The organism is Mycobacterium sp. IDUB_9, assembly GCF_055419505.1.
Genome location: NZ_JBVAXU010000004.1, coordinates 536,121 through 548,877 on the forward strand (window position 1 = coordinate 536,121; position 12,757 = coordinate 548,877).

Annotated in this window: 11 protein-coding genes; 4 read left to right on the forward strand and 7 right to left on the reverse strand. The window is 65.8% G+C overall.

The features are described from left to right. Positions 1 to 59 precede the first annotated feature (59 nt). Together ACZY08_RS20625 and ACZY08_RS20630 are read left to right on the forward strand one after the other, a co-directional pair. Positions 60 to 911, forward strand: a complete 852-nt coding sequence (locus ACZY08_RS20625; RefSeq protein WP_463746458.1) for a uracil-DNA glycosylase — start codon at positions 60 to 62, stop codon at positions 909 to 911. A 13-nt stretch (positions 912 to 924) separates the two neighbouring features. After that, on the forward strand, positions 925 to 1,974 hold the full coding sequence (locus ACZY08_RS20630) for an LLM class flavin-dependent oxidoreductase (RefSeq protein ID WP_463746459.1): 1,050 nt from the start codon (positions 925 to 927) through the stop codon (positions 1,972 to 1,974). Here ACZY08_RS20630 and ACZY08_RS20635 read toward each other — a convergent pair. The 3 genes from ACZY08_RS20635 to ACZY08_RS20645 are packed head-to-tail and all read right to left on the reverse strand — an operon-like array spanning position 1,971 to position 3,336. Beyond that, a complete protein-coding gene (locus tag ACZY08_RS20635) occupies positions 1,971 to 2,414 on the reverse strand; it encodes a nitroreductase family deazaflavin-dependent oxidoreductase (RefSeq protein WP_463746460.1) in 444 nt (147 codons plus the stop codon). The genes ACZY08_RS20630 and ACZY08_RS20635 overlap by 4 nt on opposite strands. A 4-nt stretch (positions 2,415 to 2,418) precedes the next feature. Continuing rightward, positions 2,419 to 2,856, reverse strand: coding sequence for an HIT family protein (locus ACZY08_RS20640; RefSeq protein WP_463746461.1), 438 nt, complete (start codon positions 2,854 to 2,856; stop codon positions 2,419 to 2,421). 9 nt (positions 2,857 to 2,865) lie between these two features. Further along, positions 2,866 to 3,336, reverse strand: coding sequence for a VOC family protein (locus tag ACZY08_RS20645; RefSeq protein ID WP_463746462.1), 471 nt, complete (start codon positions 3,334 to 3,336; stop codon positions 2,866 to 2,868). Between the two features lie 27 nt (positions 3,337 to 3,363). On the opposite strand from ACZY08_RS20645, the gene ACZY08_RS20650 reads away from it, so the two are divergent. Continuing rightward, the gene (locus ACZY08_RS20650; protein ID WP_463746463.1) at positions 3,364 to 4,200 is read left to right on the forward strand and encodes an AraC family transcriptional regulator; all 837 of its coding nucleotides are present in this window, start codon (positions 3,364 to 3,366) and stop codon (positions 4,198 to 4,200) included. Here the strand turns inward: ACZY08_RS20650 and ACZY08_RS20655 are convergent. The 4 genes from ACZY08_RS20655 to ACZY08_RS20670 all read right to left on the reverse strand — a co-directional run bounded on the left by ACZY08_RS20655 (position 4,176) and on the right by ACZY08_RS20670 (position 11,458). Further along, the gene (locus ACZY08_RS20655; RefSeq protein ID WP_463746464.1) at positions 4,176 to 5,687 is read right to left on the reverse strand and encodes an HNH endonuclease signature motif containing protein; all 1,512 of its coding nucleotides are present in this window, start codon (positions 5,685 to 5,687) and stop codon (positions 4,176 to 4,178) included. The two genes, ACZY08_RS20650 and ACZY08_RS20655, sit on opposite strands and share 25 nt — an antisense overlap. Before the next feature lie 55 nt (positions 5,688 to 5,742). After that, positions 5,743 to 8,910, reverse strand: coding sequence for an ATP-binding protein (locus ACZY08_RS20660; RefSeq protein WP_463746465.1), 3,168 nt, complete (start codon positions 8,908 to 8,910; stop codon positions 5,743 to 5,745). Between the two features lie 140 nt (positions 8,911 to 9,050). Beyond that, complete coding sequence (locus ACZY08_RS20665; RefSeq protein WP_463746466.1) at positions 9,051 to 9,548, reverse strand: DNA-deoxyinosine glycosylase; 498 nt, start codon at positions 9,546 to 9,548, stop codon at positions 9,051 to 9,053. A gap of 80 nt (positions 9,549 to 9,628) precedes the next feature. Beyond that, a complete protein-coding gene (locus ACZY08_RS20670; RefSeq protein WP_463746467.1) occupies positions 9,629 to 11,458 on the reverse strand; it encodes a flavin-containing monooxygenase in 1,830 nt (609 codons plus the stop codon). Between the two features lie 128 nt (positions 11,459 to 11,586). Between ACZY08_RS20670 and ACZY08_RS20675 the strand changes: the two genes are divergently transcribed. Continuing rightward, complete coding sequence (locus ACZY08_RS20675) at positions 11,587 to 12,642, forward strand: 2,3-butanediol dehydrogenase (protein WP_463746468.1); 1,056 nt, start codon at positions 11,587 to 11,589, stop codon at positions 12,640 to 12,642. Positions 12,643 to 12,757: the final 115 nt, after the last annotated feature.

Consider the following 12,757-nt stretch of genomic DNA (forward strand, 5'->3'; position numbering starts at 1 on the left):
ATCTAGCAGCGTGCCCGCACCCGTCGCGACGGAATTTCCGGCACAGTGGAGGGGTGTCGATGTCCCAGCTCCCACATCCGCGGACCGGGGACTCGTTCACCTCGCCGGTGCCGCCGGGCTCGGGCTGGCCTGGTGATCCGGCGACACCGTCCACCCCGGTGGCCAAATCAGCAGCACAGGCGCGGAGGCTGGCGGCGCGGGCCGCCACGGTGGAGGGCCTCGACGCACAGATCTCAGTGTGCCGGGCCTGTCCCCGGCTGGTCACCTGGCGTGAAGAGGTGGCCGTGGCCAAACGGAAAGCCTTTGCCGATCAACCATATTGGGGTAGGCCGGCCCCCGGGTTCGGCGCTGAGCAACCCGGCATATTCATCGTCGGGCTGGCCCCGGCCGCCAACGGCGCCAACCGCACCGGACGGGTGTTCACCGGCGACCGATCCGGGGATTTCCTGTTCGCCGCGTTGCATCGGGCCGGGCTGGCCAATCAGGCCATGTGCGTCGACGCAGCCGACGGCATGCAACTGATCGACACCCGCATGGCCGCCGCGGTGCGCTGCGCACCGCCTGCCAATGCGCCCACCCCGGCCGAGCGGGCCACCTGTGCGCCCTGGCTGCAGGCCGAATGGCGATTGGTGGGGCCGTCGGTGCGAGTGGTCATCGCGTTGGGCGGGTTCGCGTGGCGAGCCGCACTGGAGTTGATCGGCTCGAACATCAAACCGGCGCCCAAGTTCGGCCACGGCGCGACGGTGCCGTTGACCTCCGCGTTCGGCTCGGTCACCCTGCTCGGTTGCTTCCACCCCAGCCAGCAGAACACCTTCACGGGCCGGCTCACGGCGGCCATGCTCGATGACATCTTCACCACCTCCAGATGCCTGGTGGCCGAGTCGGGCGGGAACGAACCGGACGGCTCGTGACGTTGACGTTGTCATGCGGCTTTCTGTCCTCGACCTCGTCCCGGTGCGCACCGACCAGTCCACGGCCGATGCGCTGACTGCCACGACTCACCTGGCGCAGACCGCCGACCGGCTGGGCTACACGCGCTACTGGCTCGCCGAGCACCACAACATGCCCGCGGTGGCCGCCACCAGCCCGCCGGTGCTGATCGCGCATCTCGCCGCGCACACCACGCAGCTGCGGCTGGGCTCGGGCGGGGTGATGCTGCCCAACCATGCGCCGTTGGCGGTGGCCGAGCAGTTCGCGCTGCTGGAGGCCGCCCACCCCGGCCGCATCGACCTCGGTATCGGTCGGGCGCCGGGCTCGGATCCGGTCACGTCGCTGGCCCTTCGTGGCGCCGCCGGACGCGACGATCGCGATATCGAAGCGTTCCCGCAGTACCTCGACGACGTAGTGGCGCTGATGGGTGCCCGCGGTGTCCGGGTGCCGTTGCCTCGTGACCTGATGCGGGAGAACTACGTGCTCAAGGCGACGCCGGTGGCGGTCACCGAATCGCGGATGTGGCTACTCGGTTCGTCGATGTACTCGGCGCACCTGGCCGCGGCCAAGGGGCTGCCCTACGTGTTCGCCCACCATTTCTCCGGGCACGGCACCGCGGAGGCGCTGGCCGTCTACCGCGACGAATTCCAGCCCAGCGACCTGGCGCCCGAGCCGGTCACCTTCCTGACCGTCAACGCCTCGGTGGCTGAGACCAGGGAAGAAGCGGAGGCACTTCTGCTGCCTCAGCTGCAGATGATGGGCCGGCTGCGCACCGGCCAGCCGCTCGGCCCCCTCGATCTCGTCGAGGATGCCGAGGCGACCACCATGACTCCACAGGCACAGGCCATTGTGTCCTCCGGTCTGCGGCGCGCCGTGGTCGGTTCGCCCACCGAGGCGGCCGAGCAGGTCCGGGCCTTGGCCGAAGAGTTCGATGTCGACGAGGTCATGGTCAACCCCGTGGCCTCGGCCCGCCGTGGTGTCGATCCGGCTACCGCGGCGGCGCGCGACACCACCCTCGAACTGCTGGCCAAAGAGCTGTTCTAGGGCGTGAGCACCACGATCGGGATCGGCCGGCTGGTCTTGGCTTGATAAGCCTCGTAGCGGTGAGAATTGTTGTCGTTGACGATCTTCCACAGCCGCTGATAATCGGGAGCGTCCGGTAGCACGGGTTTGGCGATGACACCGAGTCGCTTGGTCCCGACATTGATCTCGACGCGCGGGTGGGCTTTCAGGTTGTGATACCAGCCCGGTGAACGCGGCGCACCACCCATCGACGCCACCACCAGGTAGTCCTTGCCGTCTTTGGCATAGCTCAACGTATTGATCCGGGGTTCGCCGGTTTTGGCGCCCGTGGTGTGCAGGAGCAGGCTCGGCGGCATACCGGGGATCCGGTGACCGATGAGCCCGTTGGACTTCTGGTAGAGCAGGTCGTGGATGTGCAACAGCCGCAAGCCCACCTGCTCGACGCGGGGGAGATCGCTCATGCGCTCAATCCTGCGCGGATTCGTCGAGCTGCGCCACCGCTGCACGTAACAGGCGCCCCGATTCCTCACGGTCCGGATCTCGGCGCACCACCATGCCCTTGACGAAGGACAGCTTGTCGCCGCTGCGGCGCGGCACCACGTGCAGATGGATGTGGAACACGCTCTGGAAGGCGGCCTTGCCGTCGTTGATCACGATGTTGTTGCCGTCGGCGTGCAGCCCGGACCGACGGGAGGCCCGCGCGATGCGCTGGCCGATACTCGTCATCGCGGCCACGGTCGCCGGCGGCGTGTCGGTCAGGTCGACGGTGTGCCGCTTCGGGATCACCAGGGTGTGGCCTCGGCTGAACGGCCTGATGTCGAGAATGCCCAGGTACTCGTCGTCCTCGTAGATGCGGATGGCGGGGGCTTTCCCGGCGACGATGGCGCAGAACACGCAAGACATCCCGTCACGTTAGCCGCCGGCGGTGGCTGCCCATTCGGCGACGCGGCGTTCGCGTTCGGCCGGCGTGAAGTTCTCGACGCGGGTCATGACGGTCCAGCGCAGACCGAATGGGTCGAGGACAGACGCGAACCGGTCACCGGTGACGAATGTCTGCGCGGGCTCGCGAATAGTCGCCCCGGCCTTCTCCGCGCGGGCGACCACGTCGTCGACATCGGGGCAGTAGAGCCCCAACGAGTACGTTGCCGAGGCGCCCGGCAGGGGAGCGGTGATCTGAAACGCTTCCTGCGGATCGCCGAGTTGCAGCCGGCCGTTGCCGAAGTCCAGTTCGGCGTGCGAGACGGTGCCGTCAGTGCCGTCCATCCGCTCTATGACCGTGGCGCCGAACACGTTCTGGTAGAAAGCGATCGCCTCCGCCGCACCGTCGACGCAGATGAACGGGGTCAGGCTGGTGTAGCCCGCTGGAATCGGTGTGACACTCATGTCAGCCAGTTTCGTAGGCTGGGGTGCGTGGCCGCTTGGAAAAACGCGCCAATGCGCGGCGTGGTCGGCCGTGCAGGCAGTGCTTCGGCTTTCGACCTCCACCGGTGGGCGCCGTCGGAGGAGGCCGCGAGATTCGTCGAGCATTACTGGTCGGTGACCTGGGACCGGCACGAGACCGGGCCCTTCGAGAGCACGGTGATCACCTTCCCTGCCATGCATCTCACCCGTGAGTGGGGTGATGATGTTGTGCGCCATGGTTATCGGTTGCCCAGCACGCTGCTGCACGGGGTGGTGCCGAGGGTATTCCGCATCACGATCAGCGGTCGGGGCGGGGTGGTCGGGGCTCGATTCCGGCCCGGCGGTTTCACCGCCCGGTTCGGCGGTGACGCTGCCGCAATGACCGGGCGGGTTGTTCCGGTGGATGACGAATTATTCGGTGCGCCAGTGCTTCTGGGGGCGGACGTGGACACCGTCCGCGCCCGCCTGGATGCCACGATCTCGGCTTCGGAAGCGCCGTTGGACGAAACGTACCGGGCGTTGGTGCCGTTGATCGAGCGGATGCGTGACGACGCGTCATTGCATCGCGTGGAGCAGGTCATGACGCTCTCACCGTGGAGTACGCGGACCACCCAGCGGGTGTTCCGCCGGTACGTCGGGGTAACGGTCAAGTGGGTGCTGTGCAGGTACCGCCTGCAGCAGGCGGCGCTGGAGATCGAGACCGTGCCCGGAGTCGATTTCGCCGATCTCGCAGTGCGACTCGGCTGGTACGACCAAGCTCATTTCATCAACGACTTCCGGTCCATGCTGGGCAGCACACCGGGTGAGTACGCGATCAGTACTCAGAAGGGTGGTGGTGGTTCGTAGTGTTCGGCGATCCAGGCTTGGAAGTCGCGTTCGAATTCGAGGTCGTTGTTGATTTCGGCGCGTAGCCGGCGTTCTTCGGCGATGCGGTCTTGGCGGTCTTGTTCGCGGGTTTGGCGGCGGGTCGGCATCTTCGCGCCGCGGTTGGTCTCTGGGGCTTGCGGCTCGGGTTCGGGGAGGTTCAGGTTCCCGGTGGGTTGGGCCAGGGTGGGGAACAGGGCGGCGCCGTGGGGTTCGGTGGTGTAGGTGTGTCCGGTGGGTGAGCTGAATTCGATGGTGCCGTCAGGAAATTGGCGGTCCGACCAGCCGGGGCAGAACGTTTTGACCAGGTGGTGTGCGCGGCAATAGAGCTTGGTGTTGGAGGGGTGTGTCGGGCCCAGGGGGTAGGGCACCGTGTGGTCGATATCGGAAACCACCGCCGGGGCGTCACAGCCGGGGAAGCGGCAGGTGAGATCGCGGAACCGGATGAACTCCGACAATGCTGCTGACGGGCGGTACTGCGGCTCGCCCGCGCCGGTGTCAGGGTTCTCGGTGTGGGCCGTCTGCGCAGTGTTCTCGGTGTGTGTGTCGGTGCCGGTGTGTGTGCCGGTGTCAGTGGCGGGCACCACGACCGGTTTGTGTTTGGCGTTGGCGGCCAGGTTGCGCACCGTCTCGGCGGGCAGGATCCCGTAGCCGGGCAGATAGCCCGGATCATCAGAGGTGCCGTCTAGGGTCGACTCGGTGGCCAACACATGGACCATTGCGGCAGTGGCCGCGGCCCGCTGCTGGCTGGCCGGGCAATCGGGTAACCCGCACAGGCATTGCAGCTGGGATTGCAGGCGGGCCAGCGGACCGATCGCATCAGCCCGGCGCTGGGCATGGGTGCGGGGATCATGCTCACACACCGTGTCGGCCAAAGCATCCAGACGTTGATCCAGGGCGGCCCCGTCGGTGACGTCCACATTGGCCCACACCGTGGCCTTGCCCGGGCTGCCCACCTCGACCTGAACAAACCGTTCCTCGGCGATGTTGGGTGGGACCCGCACCCCGTTGGGGTCGAGTTTGGCGATCCACTGATCGATCCGGTCGCGGAGTTGGTTTTCGGACAGGCGCATCCATCGGTGTGCGCGGGTGGCCAGTTCCTCATCCAACCCTGCCCACACCGAGGGATCGACGATGCCGGTGCGGGCGATGATCATCTGCACCACCCGGTAGTCGATGTCCCCGGCAGCGAAGCGGGCTGCGACCAGGGGCAGTTTGTCGCGCAGGACGCGGGCGTGGTGGATCTGGGTGCCGGCCCGGTGTCGGCTGATCCGCAGGGCAGCCGAGATTTCAGCGGCCACTTCGGCGAAGGGGTCGGTGGTCCAAAAGATCGATTCGGCCAGTTCGTGTGCGCGCAGCGAATCCAATGCCCCGATCGCGGCCAGGCGTCCCGCGATCGCCGCCGATTCGGCCCGCGCCCCGGCGCTGACCCGGTCGATCAGGTCAGCAGCAGAATCGGTGTCGAACATGTGTTCGATTATGCCATGCACCCACGACACGCGCGTGGCAGATTTTCGTGAGCGCTCAGGGCAACGCTGCGGCCAGGGCGATGTGCCCTTCGAAGCCGAGCCTGCTCGCTATGTCTCGGTATCGGTCGCGGAATTCGCGGTAGTCGGCGTCGTCGCCTTTCGCGCGGGCGATCAGGGCCCGGCTCCTCAGCAGCATGATGTCGCGAAGGATGAGGCCATCTTCGACGGGGATTGCCATCAGTCTGTTGATGGCGGCCTCAGCCTCGGCCAGGTCCCCCTTGGCGCCCCTGTCCACGAGGGTCTCGGCGAGGATGCCTGTCGCCAGGATGTTGTACGGAAGCTGCCCGGTGTGAAACAGGTCGTCGATCGCCTGGCGCAGTATCCGGATCGTGCCGGCGCGGTCACCGCGTTTGGCGCGCTCGCGTGCGGTGTAAACGTCGATGCCCACAAGTTCGGACAGATAGAACCGTCCGCTCAGGCACATCTGCCGGACTTCGCCGAGCATCGTCAATCCCCGCTCGCGGTCCGCCGGAGATTCTCGATTCAGCAAGGCATATCCCATGGTCACGCGGGCGAGGCCGAGCGCGATATCGTCGCCTGCTCCTTCGGTTATCTGCAGGGCGTCGTCGATGTCACGTATCGCCTCGTCGCTGGCGAGCAGTACCCCGCTGGACAACGTGGTGAAGTACGTCCAGGTGATGACGAGCGCGTGCGAGAACTTGTCCGTGGTGCGTGCCATGGCGAGCGCGTGTTCCAGATCCGCACGCCAACCATCAAGACCGAGAGCCCATTTCGCGATGCTGCGGGCCGCGAAGGCGGCTGCCAGCGGTGAACCCATGATGAAGTTGCCCTTGGTGGGGTCGCCGTCGGCCAGGTCGATTGCCGTCTGCGACCAGCGCAGCACTTCGCCCATTTCGCCGCTCTCGATCTTGAGGGCGATCGGGGTGGGGGACAGTCCGACGGTGAGTGTCGGATCGCCGATCGACTCGATCAGCGTCATGTGCTCGGAAACCTGTCGCGCCGCGTCGCGTACCCGGCCTTGCAGCATCAGTTCACCGGTCAGCCCTGCCATGCCGATCGCCAATGATGCCTTGTCCCCGGCGGCCTCGCACAGCTCACGAAGTTCCTCGAATCGGGCACCGGAGACAGTTACCTTGCTTCGGAAGCCATTGCCGCACACCAGTGTGCGTGGTGCTATCCGCATCGCCGCCCGGTCCGGATCGTCGGCGGGCAACAAGTCCGCGATCTGGCGGGCGCGCTCCCAGCACACTTGCGCCGCAGCGGTATCGCGACTGTTGGCCCACGCCCCGGCGCGCATGTGCCAGGCGTATGCCGCCCGTAGGTCACCGGCGGCTTCCAGGTGTTCGGCAATCAATGCCGCGTTTTCGTCGGCTTGTCCGGGTTCGCGGTCGGCGATGGTGTCGGCCAGACGCCTGTGGAGTTCTGAGCGATCGGCCTTGAGCTGTGATTCGTATGCGACGGTCCGCACCATCGGGTGATGGAACGCGAACTCCGCATGAGGCGTGTACTGCACCTGATCGATGAGTTCGGCTTCGATCAGCTCCTCGAACACCGGCTCGGTGTTGAGGCAGGTCAACAAACCGGCGCTGAACCGTGAACCGATGACGGACGCGGCGCACAGGGTTCGCTTGGCCGCCGGTTCAAGCCTGTCGATGCGCGAGGCGATGGTGGCCTGGAGGGTGGCAGGGACGCTCACGCGACGGTGCCCGTCGGACAGCACGTAGGCACCTCGCTCGCCACGGAGCAGACCGCGTTCGGTCAGGTCGCGCACGATCTCCAGCGCGAAGAACGGGTTGCCGGCAGCGCGCGCGGCGATGGTGTCGGTCAAGTCGGCCACCCCGTCGCCACTTCCCAGTAGCTCGGTGATCAGCGTGGAGGTCTCCGAATCATTCAGTGGGGTAAGCACAATCGTTTGCGCGCCATGGACATGACTCAGTGCGCCGTGGTATTCGGGGCGGTAGGTGATCACGACCATGGAGGGGGTTTGCGGTGTCACCAACAGGAAATCCGACAACATCGATTCGCTGACGCCGTCGATCCAGTGCGCGTCCTCGATGACGTAGACCGCCGGTGTCGTCCGCGCCAGCGATGCCGCGTTGACCAGGGTGGTGAGCCGGCGCCGCCGAGCGTCTGGGTCTATCGCCGGTGGGACGACGTCAGGGTCGGCGATGCCGAGCAAGTCGTCGAGCAGCTGCAGGCTTTCCGGGGCGTCGTCGGGAATCTGGGTCCGGACCTTCGTACGCGCCGCCGCGCGGTCGAGTTCGGCGACGCCGAATGCTGCCTTCAGAAGTCCAGCGATGGCATGGAACGGGATTTCGGTGGTGTGCGACTCACAGAATGTCGAGTGCACCGGGACCCCGCGCGCAGTGGCCTTGGCCGCGAGTTCGCTGACCAGCCGGCTCTTGCCGATCCCGGGCCCGCCGACCAGCAGGACGATGCTGCCGTGCCCCTGGACCGAGCGCTCGAGAATGCCCTCTACGGCGGACAATTCCCAGCCCCGGCCGACGAGGTTCGACTCGCCGACACTGAGTAGGTCGTGTGCGGAATTGACCTCGAGGAGCCTGCGGGCCCGAGTCCTGTGGCTGGCGCCCTTTACCTGCACCATCTCGGGGTCGGCAAGCTTCATGGTGTCTTTGACCAGGTTTGCGGTTGAATTTGTGAGCATCACGCCGCCGGGTGGGGCGACCGATTCCATGCGTTGCGCCATGCCGACGTGCTCGCCGATCGCGGTGTAGCTCATGGTGTCGGTGCCAACCTCGCCGGTGATGACCTGACCCGAACTCAACCCGATTCGCAACTGCAGGTCGAGGCCATCGCGGGCCTTCACCTGCACGGCCAGGAGTGCGGTCTGCTGATGGATCTCCAATGCAGCCAGGCAGGACCGAAAAGCGTGGTCCTCCAGCGCCACGGGCGCTCCGAATATGGCCATGATGCCGTCGCCGGTGAATTTGTCGACGGTGCCGCCGTAGCGGCGGACTACCGCGGCGGAGCGGTTGAACAGCTCGCTCATGATCTCGCGGAGCCGTTCGGCGCCCAGCGTCGTTGCGATGTCCATGGAGCGAACCACGTCGGCGAACAAGACGGTGACCTGCTTGTATTCGGCGTTAGGCGCCACCTTGACCGGTGCGCCGCAGACGTCGCAGAACCGGGCACCTGCCCGCGGCTCGGTGCCACACGCGCGGCATGTCGCAGTTTCCGTCATTCGAAGCCCCCGGCCGTCGGAGAACCCGCTGCATCGAGGATAGAACGCAGCAACGTCGGAGGGGCCGGGTTGCCACACTGGCACGATGGGATTTTTCCCATGGGTTAGTGAATCGAGCAACGGCTTGCGACGACGCCGGCCTAACTGTCCAGAACTCCCAGTGCGGCCTGCCAGGCCTTCAGTTTGTCCTCATAGCGCATCGTCTGGGCGGGGCTGGTCGACGGTGCCCGGACGCAGGGAACCGGAGGGGTGCCCACCAGACGCCGGTAGTTCGACTCGGCGGCAGCCCCGTTGAACACCAGCTGCCGGAGCGTGGGGTGTGCTGCGAAGAACCCGGCAAAGTCGTTGGGCACCATGCTGTCCCGTTCCACAGCTGAGTCCAGGCTGCCCACCCTTCGGCAGGACCGCAGCACGTCCCACACGGCAATGCGGTGTATGTGGAGGCCTGCCATCCGATCCTGATACGGCGCATCGGCGCTGAACCCGCAGAGGGATCCGGTGATGCGCCAGAACGCGTTTCGCGGATTGCCGTAATACTGACCGGAGGCCAGCGACAGCACGCTCGGCATGTTTCCCAGGATCAGTACGCGGGGCTCCCGGCCGGCGATGGGGTCCAGCCCGTGCAGCAGCTCTGTCACCCTCGCATGTATACCCGCGCACGCGGGCGCCCCGAACGGCGGTGGGGGGATTCACGTTCGGGGCGCCATGTCGTAGGTCTTCAGCTCAGGTGATGGACCTCCTGCAGTCCGTACACCGGCGTTGCCAGGCCTTCATAGCGAGCCTTGAGCTGCAACGCCAGATACAGCGAATAGTGCCGGGATTGGTGCAGATTGCCGCCGTGGAGCCACAGGTTGGGCTGTTGGGTGGGCTTCCACATGTTGCGTTGTTCGCCTTCCCACGGGCCGGGGTCCTTGGTGGTTCCCGAGCCCAGGCCCCACACCTTGCCGATCCGGTCGGCGACTTCCTGGCTGATCAGGTCGGCTGCCCAGCCGTTCATCGAGCCGAACCCGGTGGCGTAAACCACCACATCGGCGGGCAATTCGGTGCCGTCGGCAAGGATTACCGAGTTTTCGGTGAGCCGGTCGACCTCTCCGTGCGCGAGCTTGATGCTGCCGTCGGCGACCAGCTCGCAGGCACCGACGTCGATGTAGTAGCCCGAGCCGCGGCGAAGGTACTTCATGAACAGGCCGGAGTCGTCGTCGCCGAAGTCCAGATCGAATCCGGCGGCTTCCAGCCGTGCGTAGAAGTCCTTGTCGCGCTGGCGGATTGCATCGTAGATAGGCCGTTGGAAGTCGGCCATGATGGCATATGGCAATGACGCGAAGGTCAGATCGGCTTTCTCGGTGGTCATTCCGGCGGCCACTGCGCGCTCCGAGTACAGGTCACCCAGACCGAGCTCCATCAACGAGTCCGACTTGACGATGTGCGTCGAGGATCGCTGCACCATGGTGACGTCGACGTAGTTCTCGTACAACGCCTTACAGATGTCATGCGCGGAGTTGTTGGCGCCGATCACCACAGCGCGCTTGCCGACGTAGCGGTCCGGGCCGGGGTGGTGACTGGAATGGTGCTGGTCGCCACGGAACACTTCCTGGCCCCGCAGTGTGGGGATGCTGGGCTTGCCTGACATGCCGGTCGCCAGCACCAGATGCACGGGCCGCAGTGTCACCGCCTCGCCGTTGCGGTTCACCTCGACAGTCCACCGCTGTTCGTCTTCGTCATATGCCGCCGACAGACAGGTGGTCGAGCTCCAGTAGGGCACTTCCATGACCCGGGTGTAGAACTCGAGCCAGTCGCCGATCTTGTCCTTGGGTGCGAACACCGGCCAGTTCGGCGGGAACGGCAGGTACGGCAGGTGGTCGTACCAGACCGGGTCGTGCAGGCACAGCGACTTGTAGCGTTTGCGCCACTGGTCGCCGGGTCGCTCGTGTTGGTCGACGACGATGGCCGGCACCCCTAGTTGGCGCAGCCGGGCGCCCAGCGCGATGCCGCCTTGTCCGCCGCCGATCACCAGGGTGTAGGGCTCCTCGGAGTAGCCCAGCGTCAGCTCCTCGTCGAGACGCTTCTCGGCCCATGACCGGGTGTCGGGATCGGAACCGTGCACAGCGCCCAGTGGACGGTTGGCACCCTTGCGTTCCTCGTGGCCTTTGAGCTCCTGGAGTGTCGTCAGGAGGGTCCAGCCCAATTCGTCCCGCAGTCGCAGGTGCCCCTTGCCGCGGCCGACCGCCGTTTCGAACTCGATGAACGCCGAGGTGACTACGTGGTCCCCGTCGAATTCCTCGGTCGGGGTTTCCGCCGTCCGGAACCCGGACGGTTCGGTGTCGTCCAGTCGTGTGGTCAGCATGTCGGCCATGCTGTCCCGGCCCTCGAGGGTCTTGAGGTTCCAGGTGAAGGCGACCAGGTCCCGCCAGAAGCTGTCGGTGGCGAACTTCCCGACAACGCGGTCGATATCCCGATCTGCCAGGGCGGACTCGAAGTCGGCCAGCCAGGCGTTGACCCGGTCCTGCGGTGACAGTGTGGCCAGCGGTGCGGCGGTGGTCTGTGTCATGTGGCCCAGCCCACACGGTGCCGAACGTTGCAACAAGGGTTGCACGGGGTTGCAACCGACCCGGCATTTGAGACCGCAACGTCTTGCAACCCTTACGGCGCAACCGGCTGGTCGCCTAGAACGGCCCTATGAGAGCAGCCGTGTACCACGGACCGAACAAGGTCGAAGTCGCCGATGTCCCCGAGCCTGACCCCGTGCCGGGCACCGTCAAGATCAAGGTGGGCTTCAACGGAATCTGCGGCACTGACCTGCATGAATACTATGCTGGCCCGATTTTCGTACCGACCGAACCGCATCCCTTGACCGGGCGGCAGCTGCCGCTGACCATGGGCCACGAGTTCTCCGGAACCATCACCGAGGTGGGTGCGGGCGTCATCGACTTCGCGCCGGGAGACCGGGTGGCCGTCGAGCCGATTTATCGATGCGGACATTGCGCACCGTGCCGGGCCGGCACCTACAACATCTGTCAGCAGATCGGCTTTCACGGCCTGATGTCCGACGGCGGTATGGCCGAATACACCGTGGTGCCGACCGACATGTTGCACCGACTTCCCGACAATGTCTCTCTCGAGCTCGGTGCGCTGGTCGAGCCGATGTCGGTGGCTTATCACGCCGCGACCCTCGGTGAGGTCGGCCCGCTACACACCGCGGTGATCTTCGGGGCCGGGCCGATCGGGATCGGCCTGTGGTTCGCGCTGCGGGGCAAAGGGCTCAATGACGTGTTCGTCGTGGAACCCTCGCCTACCCGCAGGTCCGGGATCGAGTCGCTCGGCGCCAAGACCCTGGATCCCACCGCCCTCGACGTCCCGGCGTTCATCACCGATCAGACCGACGGCCGGGGCGCCGATGCGGCATTCGATGCTGCGGGGGTGGCGCCTGCCATCGCGGCGGCCACCGCGTGCGTGGGTGCGCGCAAACCGACCGTCAGCGTCGCGATCTACGAAAAACCGCTGCCGACACCATTGCTCAACTTGGTTATGAACGAATCCCGCATCCAGGGCTCTTTGTGTTACACGTCAACAGACTTCGAGGCCGTCATCGATCTCATGGCGCAGGGGGTGTACGACACGAGGGGGTGGGTGACGCGCATCGGGATCGACGAGGTGATCGACGAGGGATTCGAAGCCCTGCACGCCGGCAAGAAGATGAAAGTTCTGGTCAACCCGAACGGAGAAGAATCGTGACCCGAGATCGTTTCGAAAACAACGACTTTCGTCGACGGTGTGAGTGACCGCGATTCGGTGGGGTGGTGTATCGGTAATTCAGGGTTGGCATCTCGATGTGATATGGAGCACAATC